The organism is Stenotrophomonas sp. 99219_Sma, assembly GCF_056480785.1.
Map to the genome: position 1 here is coordinate 3,336,923 of NZ_CM151117.1, position 14,761 is coordinate 3,351,683.

The 14,761-nt window shown below is 67.9% G+C and carries 18 protein-coding genes; 10 read left to right on the plus strand and 8 right to left on the minus strand.

Going from position 1 to position 14,761, the window contains the following annotated elements; all coding sequences use genetic code 11:
- Nucleotides 1-44 precede the first annotated feature (44 nt).
- Nucleotides 45-647: an HD domain-containing protein gene (locus tag ACZK13_RS15360; protein WP_180838495.1), complete on the minus strand. Its 603-nt coding sequence runs from the start codon at nucleotides 645-647 to the stop codon at nucleotides 45-47.
- Between the two features lie 228 nt (nucleotides 648-875).
- Here ACZK13_RS15360 and ACZK13_RS15365 point away from each other — a divergent pair, with 228 nt between their 5' ends.
- Nucleotides 876-2,030, plus strand: coding sequence for a tetratricopeptide repeat protein (locus tag ACZK13_RS15365; protein ID WP_032129363.1), 1,155 nt, complete (start codon nucleotides 876-878; stop codon nucleotides 2,028-2,030).
- Between the two features lie 6 nt (nucleotides 2,031-2,036).
- Here the strand turns inward: ACZK13_RS15365 and ACZK13_RS15370 are convergent, their stop codons facing one another.
- Nucleotides 2,037-2,372: a zinc ribbon domain-containing protein YjdM gene (locus ACZK13_RS15370; RefSeq protein ID WP_010482882.1), complete on the minus strand. Its 336-nt coding sequence runs from the start codon at nucleotides 2,370-2,372 to the stop codon at nucleotides 2,037-2,039.
- 192 nt (nucleotides 2,373-2,564) lie between these two features.
- On the opposite strand from ACZK13_RS15370, the gene ACZK13_RS15375 reads away from it, so the two are divergent.
- The 3 genes from ACZK13_RS15375 to ACZK13_RS15385 all read left to right on the plus strand — a co-directional run bounded on the left by ACZK13_RS15375 (nucleotide 2,565) and on the right by ACZK13_RS15385 (nucleotide 4,643).
- Nucleotides 2,565-3,926, plus strand: a complete 1,362-nt coding sequence (locus ACZK13_RS15375) for an Hsp70 family protein (protein WP_032129362.1) — start codon at nucleotides 2,565-2,567, stop codon at nucleotides 3,924-3,926.
- Nucleotides 3,927-4,197: 271 nt separating this feature from the next.
- Complete coding sequence (locus tag ACZK13_RS15380; RefSeq protein WP_005410565.1) at nucleotides 4,198-4,449, plus strand: YkgJ family cysteine cluster protein; 252 nt, start codon at nucleotides 4,198-4,200, stop codon at nucleotides 4,447-4,449.
- Nucleotides 4,450-4,460: 11 nt separating this feature from the next.
- Nucleotides 4,461-4,643 (plus strand): hypothetical protein, encoded by a 183-nt coding sequence (locus tag ACZK13_RS15385; RefSeq protein ID WP_005410566.1) that lies wholly within the window; start codon nucleotides 4,461-4,463, stop codon nucleotides 4,641-4,643.
- Nucleotides 4,644-4,692: 49 nt separating this feature from the next.
- Here the strand turns inward: ACZK13_RS15385 and ACZK13_RS15390 are convergent, their stop codons facing one another.
- Genes ACZK13_RS15390 through ACZK13_RS15400 form a run of 3 tightly spaced genes read right to left on the minus strand, consistent with a single transcriptional unit; the run spans nucleotide 4,693 to nucleotide 6,693 of the window.
- The gene (locus ACZK13_RS15390; protein WP_253146053.1) at nucleotides 4,693-5,574 is read right to left on the minus strand and encodes a DUF4097 family beta strand repeat-containing protein; all 882 of its coding nucleotides are present in this window, start codon (nucleotides 5,572-5,574) and stop codon (nucleotides 4,693-4,695) included.
- 10 nt (nucleotides 5,575-5,584) lie between these two features.
- Nucleotides 5,585-6,118: a hypothetical protein gene (locus tag ACZK13_RS15395; protein ID WP_049463331.1), complete on the minus strand. Its 534-nt coding sequence runs from the start codon at nucleotides 6,116-6,118 to the stop codon at nucleotides 5,585-5,587.
- A complete protein-coding gene (locus ACZK13_RS15400; protein WP_032129359.1) occupies nucleotides 6,115-6,693 on the minus strand; it encodes an RNA polymerase sigma factor in 579 nt (192 codons plus the stop codon). The genes ACZK13_RS15395 and ACZK13_RS15400 overlap by 4 nt, the downstream gene beginning before the upstream one ends.
- A 126-nt stretch (nucleotides 6,694-6,819) precedes the next feature.
- On the opposite strand from ACZK13_RS15400, the gene ACZK13_RS15405 reads away from it, so the two are divergent.
- Both ACZK13_RS15405 and ACZK13_RS15410 read left to right on the plus strand, forming a co-directional pair.
- Nucleotides 6,820-6,999, plus strand: coding sequence for a hypothetical protein (locus ACZK13_RS15405; RefSeq protein ID WP_049398314.1), 180 nt, complete (start codon nucleotides 6,820-6,822; stop codon nucleotides 6,997-6,999).
- 35 nt (nucleotides 7,000-7,034) lie between these two features.
- Nucleotides 7,035-7,628, plus strand: coding sequence for a mechanosensitive ion channel family protein (locus ACZK13_RS15410; protein WP_080291803.1), 594 nt, complete (start codon nucleotides 7,035-7,037; stop codon nucleotides 7,626-7,628).
- A gap of 707 nt (nucleotides 7,629-8,335) precedes the next feature.
- Here the strand turns inward: ACZK13_RS15410 and ACZK13_RS15415 are convergent.
- Nucleotides 8,336-8,602 carry a DksA/TraR family C4-type zinc finger protein gene (locus tag ACZK13_RS15415; protein ID WP_032129365.1) on the minus strand — a complete coding sequence of 89 codons (267 nt, stop codon included), beginning with the start codon at nucleotides 8,600-8,602 and terminating at the stop codon, nucleotides 8,336-8,338.
- Nucleotides 8,603-8,762: 160 nt separating this feature from the next.
- Nucleotides 8,763-9,320: a DUF2058 domain-containing protein gene (locus tag ACZK13_RS15420; protein ID WP_253145025.1), complete on the minus strand. Its 558-nt coding sequence runs from the start codon at nucleotides 9,318-9,320 to the stop codon at nucleotides 8,763-8,765.
- A gap of 63 nt (nucleotides 9,321-9,383) precedes the next feature.
- Between ACZK13_RS15420 and ACZK13_RS15425 the strand changes: the two genes are divergently transcribed.
- The 3 genes from ACZK13_RS15425 (at nucleotide 9,384) to ACZK13_RS15435 (ending at nucleotide 12,289) form a co-directional block, all read left to right on the plus strand.
- Nucleotides 9,384-9,884, plus strand: coding sequence for a M48 metallopeptidase family protein (locus ACZK13_RS15425; protein ID WP_005414217.1), 501 nt, complete (start codon nucleotides 9,384-9,386; stop codon nucleotides 9,882-9,884).
- Nucleotides 9,885-9,931: 47 nt separating this feature from the next.
- On the plus strand, nucleotides 9,932-10,630 hold the full coding sequence (locus ACZK13_RS15430) for an RNA pseudouridine synthase (RefSeq protein WP_032129355.1): 699 nt from the start codon (nucleotides 9,932-9,934) through the stop codon (nucleotides 10,628-10,630).
- Between the two features lie 93 nt (nucleotides 10,631-10,723).
- Entirely contained in the window at nucleotides 10,724-12,289 is a 1,566-nt protein-coding gene (locus ACZK13_RS15435; protein ID WP_125895920.1) for a phospholipase D family protein, read from the plus strand.
- 3 nt (nucleotides 12,290-12,292) lie between these two features.
- On the opposite strand, the gene ACZK13_RS15440 is transcribed toward ACZK13_RS15435, so the two are convergent.
- Nucleotides 12,293-13,369, minus strand: coding sequence for an HDOD domain-containing protein (locus ACZK13_RS15440; protein ID WP_032129353.1), 1,077 nt, complete (start codon nucleotides 13,367-13,369; stop codon nucleotides 12,293-12,295).
- A gap of 278 nt (nucleotides 13,370-13,647) precedes the next feature.
- Between ACZK13_RS15440 and ACZK13_RS15445 the strand changes: the two genes are divergently transcribed.
- The gene (locus ACZK13_RS15445; RefSeq protein ID WP_125895918.1) at nucleotides 13,648-14,745 is read left to right on the plus strand and encodes a Glu/Leu/Phe/Val dehydrogenase dimerization domain-containing protein; all 1,098 of its coding nucleotides are present in this window, start codon (nucleotides 13,648-13,650) and stop codon (nucleotides 14,743-14,745) included.
- Nucleotides 14,746-14,761 lie beyond the last annotated feature (16 nt).

Here is a 14,761-nt window from a genome sequence, read left to right on the forward strand (position 1 = left end):
AAACGGCAATCATTGGAAACAGGTCACCAGTGTACCGGGCCGGCTCAACCACCCAGCTGACGTCGCAGGTTGTCACGGGCGGCCGCGTCCAGGCGCTGGTGGAAGAACCCGCTGAGGAAGATCCGAGGAGCGCGCAGCAGGCCCTGCAGGAAGCGGCGACGGCCGGCACGGTACAGGAAGCCCGGCACCACCCCTTTGTATTCTTCGGCCACGCCACGGTCATAGGCAGCGAACACCGGCTCCGGCGCGGCCAGGATGGCCATGTCGCAGTCCAGGAACAGCGCCGCCTCGGCATCCACATCCTCTGGACCAAGCGCGCCGTGGCGGGCGGTCAGCAGGATCAATTGCTCCACGCGAGCGGCGTCGACAGTGGCAAGCTCTGGCGCCTGTGCGATCGCCTGCAGAGCCAGCTGCGCCGAACGCGCCTCGTTGTCCTTGCGCCCCGCCTGGTAGATCGCATCGTGATAGAGCACGGCCAGATAGATCTCGGCCGGCTGCTTCCAGCCGGGGCCATCGGCGACCTCCTGGCAGTGCTGCAGCACCGCGCGCACATGGCCGAAGTGGTGGTAGGCCCGTGGCGGCGTTGCATAGCTGTCCTGCAGCGCCTGCCACTGCGCCGGGGCAAGCGTCAGCGGTGAGAAGTCCATGACCGGATCATCCCGCCTGTGCCGGCGCCGGGCAAGCTGGCGGTTTTTTCACCACGCACTCACAACGCTTGCCGGGCGGGGCCCGGAGCCAGTTGTCCACAGCTTTGTCGAGCGCTGGTCCACACCGGTTGTGGATGAACGCGGCGCCGACCAACGGTCGCTGCAGCCGGACATCCATGGGCATACACTCGCCACAGGCGGGAGCGCCCGCCGCTGCCGGGAACCGTCATGTACCGTTCTGCCGCCCATTGCCTCACTCTTTCGCTGCTGGCCTTCTGTGCTCCTGCCTTCGGCGCAGGCCAGGCACCGCCCGCCGATGTGGTGACGACCCCGACCATCACCGTGTCGGCCGCACGTGTGCCGACCCCGGAAGAAGTGTTCGCCATTCCCGCGGACCTGCGCGCGATGCTCCAGAAGCAGGTGATCCAGCGCAGCTACTCCCGCGACCAGCGGCTGCAGGCGCTCGTGGAGATGATCTTCGACCAGCACGGGCTGGACCTGCAGTACGACGCCAATGCGACCTACACCGTCAGCGATATCTGGCAGCACCGCCGCGCCAACTGCCTGGCCTTCACCCTGCTGTTCGTGACGCTTGCGCGGGAGGCTGGCATCCAGGCCCGCGTGCAGGAAGTCGGGCAGGTGGTGTCCTGGTACCAGGACCAGGATGCGGGCGTGGTCTACAGCGTCGGCCACGTCAACGCCGGTGTCGACGTCGGTGGGCGCTTCGGTACCGTCGATCTGGACCGCAATGTGCTCTATGACCGCCGCGGGCCGGTTCCCGTCAGCCGTGCGCGGGCGTTGGCGCATTTCTACAACAACCGGGGTGCGGAGCGCCTCGCCGACGGTGATTTCGTCGGCGCGCGTGCATTCTTCGACGCGTCCCTGGCTCAGGACAGCGGGTTCGCTCCGGTGTGGAACAACCTCGGCGTGCTCGACCACCGCGAAGGCAACAACGAGGCGGCGCGGCAGGCGCTGGACCGATCGCTGCAGCTGGAAGGCCGCCAGGATGCCGCACTGACCAATGCCTCCGCGCTGTTCCGCAGCCTGGGCTTGACCGCGCAGGCACAGTCACTTGAGCGCCGGTTGAAGTCGGTGCAGCGCGAAGACCCGTTCGCGCAGTACATGTTCGGCGCCAAGGCCGAACGTGCCGGCCAGCTGGACCAGGCGATTCGCTATTACCGGCAGGCCGTTCGCCTGTATGACACCGCGCATCAGTTCCACTTCGGGCTGGCACGCGTCTATTTCCTGGCTGGCCAGCTCAAGCGCGCCGATCGCGAACTGCTGCGTGCACAGGAACTGGGGGGCGCGCCGGAGCAGGCGCGCTACCAGGCCAAGCTGGACAGCCTGGCCCGCTGGCGCGCGCAGCAGCAGGCCAAGCGCTGAAGGCGATCAGGCCTTCTTGAGGAAGCAGGTCTTCAGGACCAGGCCCTTGATCTTGTCCGAGTTGCCTTCGATGTGCTCGGCGTCATCCTCGACCAGGCGGATGTTGCGGATCACGGTGCCCTGCTTGAGCGGGATCGAGGAGCCCTTGACCTTCAGGTCCTTGATCACGGTGACGGTGTCGCCGGCCTGCAGGGTGTTGCCGTTGCTGTCACGCACGACCAGGGTGGAACCGGCGCTTTCCTCGGCGGTCCATTCGAAACCGCAGTCGGCGCAGATCCACAGCGCACCATCGGCGTAGGTGTTTTCCAGGGTGCACTGCGGGCAGGCGGGGGCAGAAGACATCAGCAAGTACCTCAAAGTGAATCAACAGCCGCCATTGTAACCGCCTGGCTCCCTGCCCTTTTCCGGCCAGCGTCCGGCGGCTCGCATGACCCGATCCGGAACCCCCACCCAGAACAGAAGGCCGCAGGAACTTGCAGTCGGCGACGAACTGCAGCAGAGTGCGCGGCCCCTGATCGCCCCCCGGAACTCCCCATGCGCCTCGGCATCGACTTCGGTACCAGCAACTCCGCCGCCGCCATCGTGCATGAGGGGAAACTGCTGCCGATCCGCTTCGGCGACGCCGAGCAGTTCCGCACCAGCGTGTACTTCCCTGGCGTGGTGCCCGACCCGGACGACTTCCAGCTCGACGCCGGCCAGGAACACGAGCTGCAGCAGATGATCGACAGCGCCGCGCGCGCGGCCCGCGCCGCCGGCCAGGAACGCACGCCGCAGGCGCTGCGCCGCGAAGCCCTGCGCGCACTGCGCCGGGAATGGATGGAAGCCCGCGCCGGCAAGGAGCGCAGCGCCAGCGACCTGCTGCAGAACGCGGTCTACGGCGACGACGCGCTGGAAGCCTATTTCGAGGAACACGAAGGCAACCTGGTGCAGAGCCCGAAGTCGATGCTGGGCTACAACCTGCACCCGCGCGCGAAGCAGACCATCACCGGCATCGCCGCGCACATCCTCGAGCACATCCGCCTGACCGCCAGCGCCCAGCTTGGCCAGCCGCTGCGTGCCGCCCTGCTCGGCCGCCCGGTGCAGTTCCGCAGCTCGATCGGCGCGGCCGGCAACGATCAGGCACTGGACATCCTGCGCGAAGCCGCCACCCAGGCCGGTTTCGACCAGATCGATTTCCTCGAGGAACCGGCCGCGGCGGCCATGCATTACCACGCCGAAAGCCGCGAGCGGCACCAGGCGGTGATCGTTGACATCGGCGGCGGTACCACCGATATCGCCCACGCCGAGGTTGGTGGCGATGCTGCGCCGCGCATCCACCGCGCCTGGGGTATCGCCCGTGGCGGTACCGACATCGATCTGGCGCTGAGCCTGTCCAGCTACATGCCGCTGTTCGGCCGCGGCATCACCCGCGTGCCCGCCCACCACTATGTGGAAGCCGCCACCGTGCAGGACATGACGCGCCAGCGCGACTTCCGCCAGCACAAATACGACCACGTCGACGAACCGTGGGGCGCGCGCCTGCAGGCCCTGCAGGACACCGGCAACACCGCCCGCCTGTACCGCGATGTCGAACGCGCCAAGATTGCCCTCAGTGCCGCCAGCGAACACCGCAGCACGCTGGACTACATCGCCCGCGACCTGCATGCCGACAGCAGCGCCGACGGCCTGGCCGCCGCCGCCCATGGCTACCTGGAGCAGATCCGCGAGCTGCTGGCCCAGGTCCGCAGCGACATCGGCGGCGACCCGGACGCGGTGTTCCTGACCGGTGGCATGTCCCGTGCCGGCTACCTGCGCCAGGCCGTAGCCGAGGCCTTCCCGGGGGCCCGCATGGTCCACGGCGAGCCCTCGCTGGGCGTGGTCCAGGGCCTTGCGCTGGCGGCAGCCAGCCAGGATTAACAAAACGTTACGCGGTCTAAGTTACTCTTGGTCAGCTAGAACCACGCTGCACCTTCCGCCGGCCACGCCGGTGTGTGTCCACAGTGCAGCCTGGCCCGCCCCGCGGGCCTAGCGGCCATGCCTTCCTGGCTCGTTCATGGTCCGCGCAGCACCTGAGCCGCCATCGAGACCCGCTTTGGGCACCCGCCAGGCCCCTGTGGCCTTACAACCTGACGCAGCACCTGCACCCATCGACTGCCGCCGTTGTGACGCGGTCTGTTGCCGGCTGCCCGTGCTGCTGCAGCCCGGCGACCACGTGCCCGGCCAGTTCCTGTCACGCGACACCCACGGCCGTGCCGTGATGGCGCGCAACGAGGAAGGCTGGTGCGCAGCGATCGATCCCTATCACCTGCGCTGCACGATCTATTCGCAGCGCCCGGCGATCTGCCGCCAGTTTTCGATGGGCGGCGATGACTGCCGCCGCGAGCGGCAGGACTACCTGCGCCAGGCCGATGCCTGGGCGCTTTCCTCCCCTTCCACCTGACAGGAGCAACCATGCCCCGCAAGGCAAAGACCCCCGCGAAGGCCAGCAACAGCATCCGCAGCGAACGCAAGGGCGCGGCCGCCAGCACTGTGGTCAGCAGCGATTCGATCGCTTCGGACCTGGCAGCGTTCCGCAAGGCCGGTGGCAAGATCGAAGTCCTCGGCACCACCTGGGCGCTGAAGAAAGCCAGCTGACCCAGTACCGACCGCGGCGGCGCTGCCGCCGCGGCCTGCCGGATCGCGTTCAGCGGTCCAGGCGTACCCGCACACTGCCCGAATGCGACTGGATGCGGATGTCACCATCACCGCCGCCCAGACGCGTATCGAGGTGGCTGCCCGGCCCATAGCGCGGCCGTTCCACCTGCCCGGCGTCACTGTTGATCGAACCACTGAAGCTGTTCACCGACAGCTGTGCCGACACCGTGCGCGGCAGGCTCAGCGTGACCGAGGCACTGACCGATTCGACGTTGATGCGGCCGCCGGGAGCCAACCCGGCCGCTGCCAGATCGATGCTGCCCGAGACGGTCTCCACCGCCAGCCGCTGCACGCGCCCGGCATCCACCTCGACCCGGCCGGACACCGTCTGCGCACCGATATCACCGGACACGCCGCCGCCGGCCTCGATCCGGCCACTGACCGTGTTCACGTCCAGCTTCGGCGTCTGCAGGCGTGCGCTGACGCTGCCACTGACCGTGTTGAGCTTGCTGTCGCCACTGCGGCCAGCCGCGCTCAGGCTGCCGCTGACCGTGTCGGCCTGCAGCCGTCGCACATCGATGCCACTGATGTCCTGGCTGGCGCTGACCGTGCTCAGCAGCAGCTCCACCGAGCGCGGCACGTTCAGTACCAGCGTCGCGCCACCATTGCTGCTGCGGCGCGGGTATTCGATCTCCCAGCGCACACGGTTGGCACTTTTCTCCTGACGCAGCTGCAGGCCGTCGCTGAGCGCGCCGGTGAGCTGCACGTCATTGCGGTCCCAGCCACGCACGGTCACCTTGCCGGCCACATTGCTCAGCTCGATGCGACCGCCCGCGGCCAGGGTGTGGCGCTCGTCGATGCGGGTGTCGGCCAGCGCCACGGCAGGGGCCAGCAGCAGCGCGACACAGCAGGAAATCAGGGTTCGGGTCATGGGGGTCTCCTCAGGTCGTCAAGCCGGACTCGGCGGCATAGGCCGCCTGCCGGGTCAGTTCCAGCCGCAGCGCGTAGGTGCGCTTGAGCTGGCCAAGCAGGTGCGGCGCACGCGGGTCCTGCGCCAAGGCGGCACGGATCTGCGCTGCGCTTTCATCCAGTTCGTGCAGCGCCGGCTGCCATTCCGGCGCCCGTCCATCGGGCAGCGAAGCGACGGCCTGCTGGTACTGCTCGGTCATCGCCGCCGCCTGCAGCTGCAGCGCTGAAGGTACCGGCACCTCCGGCTGCGCATGCCGCCACGGTGACACCGCGTAGAGCGCCAGGCTGGCCGCCAATGCCGCACCGACCGGCAGCCACCAGCGACGCCGCGAGCGCGCTGGCAGGGCCACCACGTTGTCGCCCGGCGCAGGTGCCGCCTGCGGTTCACGCGGCGGCAGCTGCGCCGACAGGCGTGCCCAGCCATCGGTGGGTACGCCGCGTTCGGTCGGCAGCGCGCGCAGCCGGGCCAGCAGATCGTGGTCGGAATCGTGGTCGTGTGTACTCATGTCATGTCTCCCAGCCGTGCGCGCAACAGGCCGCGCGCACGATGCAACTGTGCCTTGGAACTGCCGACGGCCATCTGCAGCTGTTCGGCGATTTCCTGGTGTTTCCAGCCTTCGATGTCGTGCAGTACCAGTACCGCACGTGCCCGTGGCGGCAGTGTCGACAGTGCCCGTTCGAGGTCGCGTTCGGTGCCGGCGCAACGATCGTGCACTGCCAGCTCCTGCAACCCTCCGTCCACTTCGTCGAGGCTGTCGTGATCCTGCCCGCCCGCACGTCCACGCAGCTCCATCAGTGCCGCGTTGACGCCCAGCCGGTGCAGCCAGGTCGACAGGCTGCTCTCGAAACGGAAGCCCGGCAGCGCCTTCCACGCCTGCAGGAACGCTTCCTGCAGCGCGTCCTCGGCGCGTGCCTGCTGGCCGCCACACAGCCGCCACAGCACAGCGAATACACGGGGCGCGTGGCGCCGGTACAGCAGTTCATAGGCAGCGGTATCTCCGGCGGCCGCCGCCCGCACCAGGGCGGGTTCATCGACGGCGTCGTTGGCGGCAGGCGGCGCGGGCATGGTGGTGTCGAGCATATCGCTTGGATGCGGCGACCCGGGAAAAGGTTTAGAGCCGATCGATGATCGATGGCATGCAACCTTTTGGGTGGCTGCTGCATCCATGAAAGGTCCTTCGCGAAATTGCCGTCCAGGAGTCCTGCCATGTCCAGCCCATCCTGCGCCGCCCTGCTGGTGATCACCGCCTGTGTCCTGCTGCAGGCGCTGGGCCTGTCACTGCAGCTGCGTCCCGACAATGGCCGCGCCTGCCTGCAGCAGCACCGCCAGGAACTGGTGTGCGTGGCCTGGAACCCGGCGGTCGAATCCCCCGCACGCGCCGGGTAACATCAGGGGCCGTTCCCGCCGCCTGTTTTCGCCCCATGATGTTGTCGCTGAAGGATCACCTGCCCGCCTGGACCCACCCGTGGTTGAACTACGCCGGCGTCGCCCTGCAGATCGTACTGGTGCTGCTGGTCGCATGGCTCCTGCGCGTGCTCGCCCGTCGCCTGATCCGCCGCTTTGCCGAGCACTACACGCTGCCGCCGGAAATGGTGATGGGCGCGCGCCGGATCACCAGTTTCGTGGTCTATTTCAGTGCCCTGCTGTACATCCTCAGCCTGCTCGGCGCGAAGCCGTCGGTGCTGTGGACCGCGTTCACCGGCTTTGCAGCCGTGGGCGCGGTGGCCTTCTTCGCGGCGTGGAGCGTGCTGTCCAACATCTTCTGCACGCTGCTGATCTTCACCACCCGCCCGTTCCGCCTGCACGACTACATCGAGGTGCTGGAAAACGGCGAGAAGCCGGGCCTGAAGGGCCGGGTGATCGACGTGAACCTGATCTACACCACGCTGCAGGAAACCGGCGACGGCCACGAGGGCACGGTGCTGCAGCTGCCGAACAACCTGTTCTTCCAGCGCACGGTGCGCCGCTGGCGCGACCCGGCACAGGCCCCCGGCGGCATCCAGGGCGACGGCTGAGGGGGGCGGCAGGGCTGCGCCCTGCACCCGCTATGAGCTGGAGCAACAGCACCAGCCGAAGCAACGGCAAAAGTTGGCTTCCTGCGGGATGGCTGGGTGGGTCCGGTTGAGGGAGACGCTGCAAGTCCCCCCTCCGGGGCCCGGCCCAGCCGCTGGCGGCTGTGCGTTCGGGCGCTTGCGAAGCAGTGCTTCGCAAGCAAAGCGCCCTCACCCATGTAAGCTCGGTCGCCGCTTGCTCGTGTGCGCGTTCCTGCGCACACGGCAAGACCGGGGTTGGGCGTCCTGCCCAACCCGCCCGAGGCATGCCTCGGGCCCATGCGGCTCACGCCCCCTCAACCGGACCCACACCGCCTTCGACAGATTTCCGCGAGCTGTCGGAACGACGCATTGCCCTGGTGGGTGTCGACCTGGGTCGACACGGTAGATCCACGCCATGCGTGGATGACTCATTCGATATCTGACAGATGTGTCGACCAAAGTCGACGCCTACCTACAGCCGCGGAAATCTGTCAGAGGCGGGACGGTGTGGGTAGGCAGGACCGTTGGCGCCATGGATGGCGCCATCGAGCCCCCATGGAAGGGTTTACGGCGTGTCCTGCCTACCCACACCGTCCCGCCTACCTGCGGAATGCCCGCTTTTGACGTTGAAGTTGCCTTGGCTTGAAGGCTTCGGCAGGTGCAGAGCTGCAAGCCCTGCCGAACAACCTTTACCTCAACTGGCTGTCCTTGCTGCCACGCCGGTTGTAGCCGGCATGCGCCTGCGCTTCGTCGTCATGCGCCTGCTGGCACGCCACGCACAGCCGTACCCCGGGCACGGCCTGGCGCCGCGCCAACGGGATCGGCGCGTCGCATTCCTCACAATGTTCCAGACCAGGCCCCTCGCGCAGCTGGCGCCGCGCGCGGGCGATCGCATCGTCGACGGTGGCGTCGATCTGGTCCTGGACCGCGCCGTCTCCCGCCCAACCGGTGGCCATGGCCATCCTCCGCAGGTGTGTCGCCTGATATGGGGACGATACACCGCGCAGTAAACGGTAGCGCCGAGCCATGACCGGCAGGCCTTCAGCAAGCTGAGCAGAAGGCAGACGGGCCGGAGCAGGCCATTTGCGGCTTAATCCCCTCCGTCCCCTTTTTGGCTTACCAGACCAGGTCGTCCGGCACCTGGAACTGGGCGTAGTAGGCGTCGTCTTCGGCGTTGCCGGTGGAGATCTCGGCGGTCGAGCCTGGCTGGCCGTGGTCGACGATGATCGCTTCCGGGGCACGTTCACGCACCTTTTCGGCGGCAGCGCGCGGCAGCAACGCGTAGCTCTCGCCGTGGGCGACGATGACCAGCACACCCACCGACAGCGCCTTGCGCAGCTTGGGGTCGATCAGCAGGGTGCGGATCGCCGCGCCGTCGCTGAATCGGTACTCGTCGTCGCCCTTGTGGGGCACGGCATGGGTGCTGATGATCTGCTTGGCCTGGGCCTTCTGTTCAGCCTGCCTGGCCTGGGCATTGCGCTCGGCGGCCAGTGCGCGGTCGCGCTCGACCTTCTCGGCGCGGGCCCGTTCAGCCTCGCGCTGGACCTCGGCCGAGGTCGATTCGGCCTTGCCCTGCCGGGCCTTGGCCTGCGCGCTCGCGGCAGCGCTGGCCTGCGACTTCTTGGCCAGGCCGGCCTTGAGCAATTGTTCCTGCAGCGCGTTGGGCTTTGCCATGGTCGATGCGTACCGCGTGTAATCTTGGATGTCCCCATTCTACCGACGCCCCGCCGCCCCTGCATGGCAGTCCTGAAGTACCTCACCGGCTATCCCGAACCCCTGGTCGCCCAGGTCAGTGAACTACTGGCGCAGGGCAAGCTCGGCCCCTGGCTGCAGCAGCGCTATCCCGATCCGCACGAGGTGCGCAGCGACCGCCAGCTGTACGACTACACGCAGGAGCTGAAGGACCGCTACCTGCGCAAGTCGGTGCCGCTCAACAAGGTCTGCTACGACAACACGCTGGAAGTGATCAAGCATGCGCTGGGCACCCATACCGCCATCTCCCGCGTGCACGGCGGTCGCCTCAAGGCCAGCCGCGAGATCCGCATCGCCACCGTGTTCCGCCAGGCACCAGCGGCGTTCCTGCGCATGATCGTGGTGCATGAACTGGCCCACCTGAAGGAAGCCGATCACAACAAGGCCTTCTACCAGCTGTGCCAGCACATGGAGCCGGAGTACCTGCAGCTGGAGTTCGATACCCGCCTGTACCTGACCGAGCTGGCCAACCGCGGCCAGCGCTGACCGGCCGCAGCGGCTACACTGCGCGCCCCCTGCCTGACCTTTCCGCCATGGAACCGATCCGTCTCGACAAACGCCTGTCCGCCCTGCTCGGCATCCCGCGCGGTGAAGCGCGGCGCTACATCGAAGGCGGCTGGGTCAGCGTCAATGGCGAGGTGGTAGAGCAGCCGCAGCGCCCGGTCGATGACAGCGCGGTGATCGTCGTGGCCGAGCAGGCCAGTGATGAAAAGGCTGAGCGGGTCAGCATGCTGCTGCACAAGCCGGCAGGCGTTGCCGCTGAAACCCTGTGCGCGCTGGTCAGCAGTGACAGCCGCAGCGAACTTGATGCCAGCGACATCCGTCCGCTTCAGCGTCACTTCCACGGCCTGCAGCTGGCCGCCTCGCTTCCGGCCAGCGACAGCGGCCTGGTGGTGGTCAGCCAGGACCCGGCCACGCTGGCCCATCTGCAGCGCAATCTGGGCCGCACCGAACAGGAATACCTGATCGAAGTGGCCGAAGGCGGTCCCGAGCGCGGCCCGTGGCTGATGGCGCGGCTGCAGCAGGAATCGGGCGGCGCCAAGGTCAGCTGGCAGAGCGAGCAGCGCCTGCGCTTCGCCGGCAAGGGCCTGACGGCCAAGGGCCTGCGCGTGGCGGTCACCGCTGCCGGCCTGCAGGTCGCGGCCGTGCGTCGGCTGCGGATTGGCCGCGTGGCACTGGGACCGCTGCCTGCGGGGCAGTGGCGTTATCTGGGCAGCGACGAGCGCTTCTGACCGCGAAATCCCTGCCATCCACGCATGGCGTGGATCTACTGCAGCGGGTCTATTGGCTTTCATCCACGCACGGCGTGGATCTACCATCGGGGCATGAGCCTGCCCAAGCCCCTGTGGCGACGCCTGCTGCGCGTCGCTGCGATCATCCTCGCCGCGCTGTTGCTGCTGGTCCTGTCCGGGCTGCTGCTGGCCGACCACCTCACCCCGCAGGCACAGGGCGCACCTTCGCATGTGCTGCCACTGCAGCCGGCGCAGACCCGCATCGACCAGCAGATCGTGCCGCTGCAGGACGCACACCCCGGGCAGTCCGGCGTGGCGTTCCTCAGTGATGGCATGGACGCCTTCGCCGCGCGCGCGATGATCACCGCGCAAGCAGGCCGCAGCCTGGACCTGCAGTACTACATCTGGCACGACGACCTGATCGGCCATCTGATGGCCAAGGCGCTGTACGACGCCGCCGAGCGCGGCGTGCGCGTGCGCATCCTGCTTGACGACATGAACGCCAAGGACAAGGACGCGCTGATGATGGCACTCGATGCGCATCCGAACATCGAGATCCGCCTGTACAACCCGTTCCGCAACCGCAGCGGCATCGCGCGCACGCTGGAGCTGGTGCAACGCGCTTTCAGCGTGAACCACCGCATGCACAACAAGAGCTGGATCGCCGACGGCCGCATCGCGATCGTCGGTGGCCGCAACATCGGCGAGGAATACTTCAGCGCGCGCGACGATGTGAACTTCCAGGACCTGGATCTGGTGGTGGCCGGCCCCGCCGTGCAGCAGGCCAACCAGATCTTCGACGACTACTGGAACAGCAGCACGGCGATCCCGATTTCCGCACTGGCCTCGTATACCGATGCACAGTTGCAGCAGCTGGTACGGCAGTCGGACCTGGATGCCATGCATGCCAAGGCACAGCCCTACCTGCAACGCGTGGCCGAGTCGCGCGCGCTGCAGCGGCCCAGCCCGGAACCGCTGCACTGGAGCGCGAACGTGCGCATCGCTTCCGATCCGCCGATGAAGCACCGCGATGACGATCGCCGCGGCTGGCTGGTCAGCCGTCTCAGCGACGAGTTGCGCAGCACGCGGCGCAGTGCGCTGTTGATCTCGCCCTACTTCGTGCCCGGCAACGAGGGGGTCGAGGCGCTGTCGGCGCTGGCCGCACGCGGCGCGCAGGTGGGCGTGGTGACCAACTCACTGGCCGCCAACGATGTGGCAGCGGTACACGGCGGCTACATGGGCTACCGGGTGCCGCTGCTGAGGGCCGGCGTGCAGCTGTACGAACTGAAGGCACACGGCCAGCTGGATGCCAGCCTGTTCGGCAGCAGCGGCGCCAGCCTGCACACCAAGGCATTCGTGGTCGATGACCGCCGCGGTTTCGTCGGTTCGTTCAACCTCGACCCGCGTTCGGCCTACCTCAATACCGAAATGGGCGTGCTGTTCGATGACCCGGCGCTCGGTGCACAGCTGCGCGACGAGTACCTGCGCCTGGCCGGTCCGCAGCACAGCTGGTGGCTGGCGCTGGGGCGCGATGATGACCTGCGCTGGCTGGAGCGGCAGCCACCGCCGCACTGGGTGGAGGCCGAACCCGGGGCCAGCCTGGGCAAGCGCTGGACCGCGCGGGTGATCAGCTGGCTGCCGGTGGAATCGCAGCTGTAGCGCTCAGGGCGCAGGACCCGCCTCTTCCTGTCCGGCGTCATCCCGTGTTTCCACGCTGCGCCCATGCAGGCGCCGCCAGATCCAGCGCAGGGCATGCGGCGGCGCCGAAGGCAACTGTTCAAGCAGGGCCAGCATGCGGCTCTGGCTGGCATGTCCGTGCCGGCACAGCAGGCTGGCCGCTGCGGCCGCGCTGGCCAGGCGCAGGCTGTCGGCCAGCGGGCCATCCGCCTCGGGCGCCAGCGCCTGGTGCACCGGCTCGGGCAGCTCCCAGGCCGCAGCCACGCGTTGCGCCAACGGCAGCGACCACTGTTGGAGCAGCTGCAGCGCCAGCGCCGGTTCCACCGTTTCATCTCGTGCCTGCGCTTCCTGCAGCAGCTGGCGCATCACCAGCGCGGCCCCCAGCCCCTGTACCAGGCCCAGCCACTGGGCGGCGAAGGCATCGCCGAAAGTGACCGTGCGCGCGTGGTCAGCGGCTGCGCGCGAGGCCAGCAGTGCGTGCTCCCAGATGATCGTGCTGAACTGCGGAAACACCTCGCACTGCACCTGCATCACCGGCTGCACCAGAACTGCGCTGATGATCTGTCGCACGCCTTCGGTACCGACCAGCGTCACCGCCCGCTGCAGGCTTTCCACCGGGCGCTCGTGCACCTTGTAGGCCGGGCTGTTGGCGATGCGCAGCAGGTTGCCGGTCAGCACCGGGTCCTGGCCGATGATCGCCGCCATCACCCGCGCCGACGCAGCATCGTCGTTGACCGTCTGGATCAGCTGCGGCAGCAGTTGCGGGCGGCGCGGCAGCTGACGGGCCGCCCAGTCCCGGTCCTGCAGCGCGCGCGCCACCGCCTCGCCCAACCCCGCGGCCTGCACCGCCGTGGATTCACCGGCCAGGCGCGGGTACAGGGCCAGTGCATGCAGGCCACGCTGCAGATGTGCAGCGATCTCGGCCGAGGGCAGAGCCTCGCCCTGCAGGCTGGCCGCAGCCGCCGCCACCGCCTGCCGCGACGCCGCCGCCAACCGGGACGGTGCCGTCCCGGTCGAACGCGCCAGCCAGCCACGCAGTGATCGCCACCAGGCCGGCGTCATCGCCGCCCGCCCTGTCGTTGTGGTGCCCTTGCCGTCACTGACCGCCCTGCCTCTTCACGCGAATCCGGCCACCCGCCGTCGTCGCAGCATCGGCCGAACTTTCATCTTCTTTAACCGGAAGGCCACCGATGTCGACGGCACCGGCCGGGGGAATGGACTAGAATGGCGCCGCGCGACCCGTCCCCCTGCACCGACGACGTCGCTTTTTTTGTTTTGGGACCCTACCGTTCACTGGCCGTTCGCTGCAGTTCGCCGCTGATCGCGCCATCGGAGACGCCATGCTATTCGAAACCCTCGCCACCACCGGCCACGAACAGGTGGTGTTCTGCCACAACCACGACGCCGGCCTGAAGGCGATCATCGCCATCCACAACACCACCCTCGGCCCGGCCCTGGGCGGCGTGCGCATGCGCCCCTATGCCAGCACCGAAGAGGCGCTGGCCGATGCGCTGCGGCTGAGCCGGACGATGACCTACAAGAATGCACTGGCCGGCCTCAACGTGGGTGGCGGCAAGGCGGTGATCATCGGCGACCCCAAAGTGGACAAGACCGAGGTGCTGTTCCGTGCCTTCGGCCGCTATGTCGATTCCCTGGGCGGGCGCTACATCACCGCCGAGGACGTCGGAACCGACGTCAACGACATGGAGAACATCTACCTGGAAAGCCAGTTCGTGACAGGCGTGCACCAGGTCCATGGTGGCTCCGGCGATCCCGCCCCGTTCACCGCCTACGGTGCGCTGCAGGCACTGATGGCGTCGATGCGCTTCAAGTTCGGCCATGAGGAAGTGGGCAAGACCAGCATCGCCGTGCAGGGCCTGGGCCACATCGGCATGGAACTGGTGAAGCTGCTGCGCGACCGCGGTGCCAAGCTGTACGTCACCGACCTGGACAGCGCGCTGGTTGATCGCGCGGTCAGCGATTTCGGCGCCGAAGCAGTCAAGCCGGATGAGATCCACGAGGTGAACGCCGACGTGTTCGCACCGTGCGCGCTGGAAGGTGCGATCAACGCCGACACGCTGCCGCGGATCAAGGCGAAGATCATCTGCGGCACCGCCAACAACCAGCTGTCGAGCCTGGAAATCGGCGACGAGCTGCATGCGCGCGGCATCCTGTATGCGCCGGACTATGCAGTCAACGCCGGTGGCGTGATGAACGTGTCGCTGGAGATCGACGGTTACAACCGCGAACGCGCAATGCGCCTGATCCGCAGCATCTACCACAACCTCACCCGCATCTTCGAACTGTCGCAGCGCGAGAACATCGCGCCGCAGCGTGCCGCCGACCGCATCGCCGAAAGCCGCATCCTGTCGATCGGCAAGCTGAAGATGCCGCTGGGCCGCAGCACCCCGCGCCTGGGCAACCTGCGCGGCGGTTGAACCCGCCGATGTCGCG

Excerpts from the sequence above, each read along its gene's own strand:
- ACZK13_RS15360 (WP_180838495.1), bottom strand. The coding sequence starts at position 647 with ATGGACTTCTCACCGCTGACGCTTGCCCCGGCGCAGTGGCAGGCGCTG.
- ACZK13_RS15370 (WP_010482882.1), bottom strand. The coding sequence starts at position 2,372 with ATGTCTTCTGCCCCCGCCTGCCCGCAGTGCACCCTGGAAAACACCTAC.
- ACZK13_RS15440 (WP_032129353.1), bottom strand. The coding sequence starts at position 13,369 with ATGACGCCGGCCTGGTGGCGATCACTGCGTGGCTGGCTGGCGCGTTCG.
- ACZK13_RS15405 (WP_049398314.1), top strand. The coding sequence starts at position 6,820 with ATGTCCAGCCCATCCTGCGCCGCCCTGCTGGTGATCACCGCCTGTGTC.
- ACZK13_RS15420 (WP_253145025.1), bottom strand. The coding sequence starts at position 9,320 with ATGGCAAAGCCCAACGCGCTGCAGGAACAATTGCTCAAGGCCGGCCTG.
- ACZK13_RS15375 (WP_032129362.1), top strand. The coding sequence starts at position 2,565 with ATGCGCCTCGGCATCGACTTCGGTACCAGCAACTCCGCCGCCGCCATC.
- ACZK13_RS15425 (WP_005414217.1), top strand. The coding sequence starts at position 9,384 with ATGGCAGTCCTGAAGTACCTCACCGGCTATCCCGAACCCCTGGTCGCC.
- ACZK13_RS15410 (WP_080291803.1), top strand. The coding sequence starts at position 7,035 with ATGATGTTGTCGCTGAAGGATCACCTGCCCGCCTGGACCCACCCGTGG.
- ACZK13_RS15435 (WP_125895920.1), top strand. The coding sequence starts at position 10,724 with ATGAGCCTGCCCAAGCCCCTGTGGCGACGCCTGCTGCGCGTCGCTGCG.
- ACZK13_RS15395 (WP_049463331.1), bottom strand. The coding sequence starts at position 6,118 with ATGAGTACACACGACCACGATTCCGACCACGATCTGCTGGCCCGGCTG.
- ACZK13_RS15400 (WP_032129359.1), bottom strand. The coding sequence starts at position 6,693 with ATGCTCGACACCACCATGCCCGCGCCGCCTGCCGCCAACGACGCCGTC.
- ACZK13_RS15390 (WP_253146053.1), bottom strand. The coding sequence starts at position 5,574 with ATGACCCGAACCCTGATTTCCTGCTGTGTCGCGCTGCTGCTGGCCCCT.
- ACZK13_RS15415 (WP_032129365.1), bottom strand. The coding sequence starts at position 8,602 with ATGGCCACCGGTTGGGCGGGAGACGGCGCGGTCCAGGACCAGATCGAC.
- ACZK13_RS15365 (WP_032129363.1), top strand. The coding sequence starts at position 876 with ATGTACCGTTCTGCCGCCCATTGCCTCACTCTTTCGCTGCTGGCCTTC.
- ACZK13_RS15445 (WP_125895918.1), top strand. The coding sequence starts at position 13,648 with ATGCTATTCGAAACCCTCGCCACCACCGGCCACGAACAGGTGGTGTTC.
- ACZK13_RS15430 (WP_032129355.1), top strand. The coding sequence starts at position 9,932 with ATGGAACCGATCCGTCTCGACAAACGCCTGTCCGCCCTGCTCGGCATC.
- ACZK13_RS15385 (WP_005410566.1), top strand. The coding sequence starts at position 4,461 with ATGCCCCGCAAGGCAAAGACCCCCGCGAAGGCCAGCAACAGCATCCGC.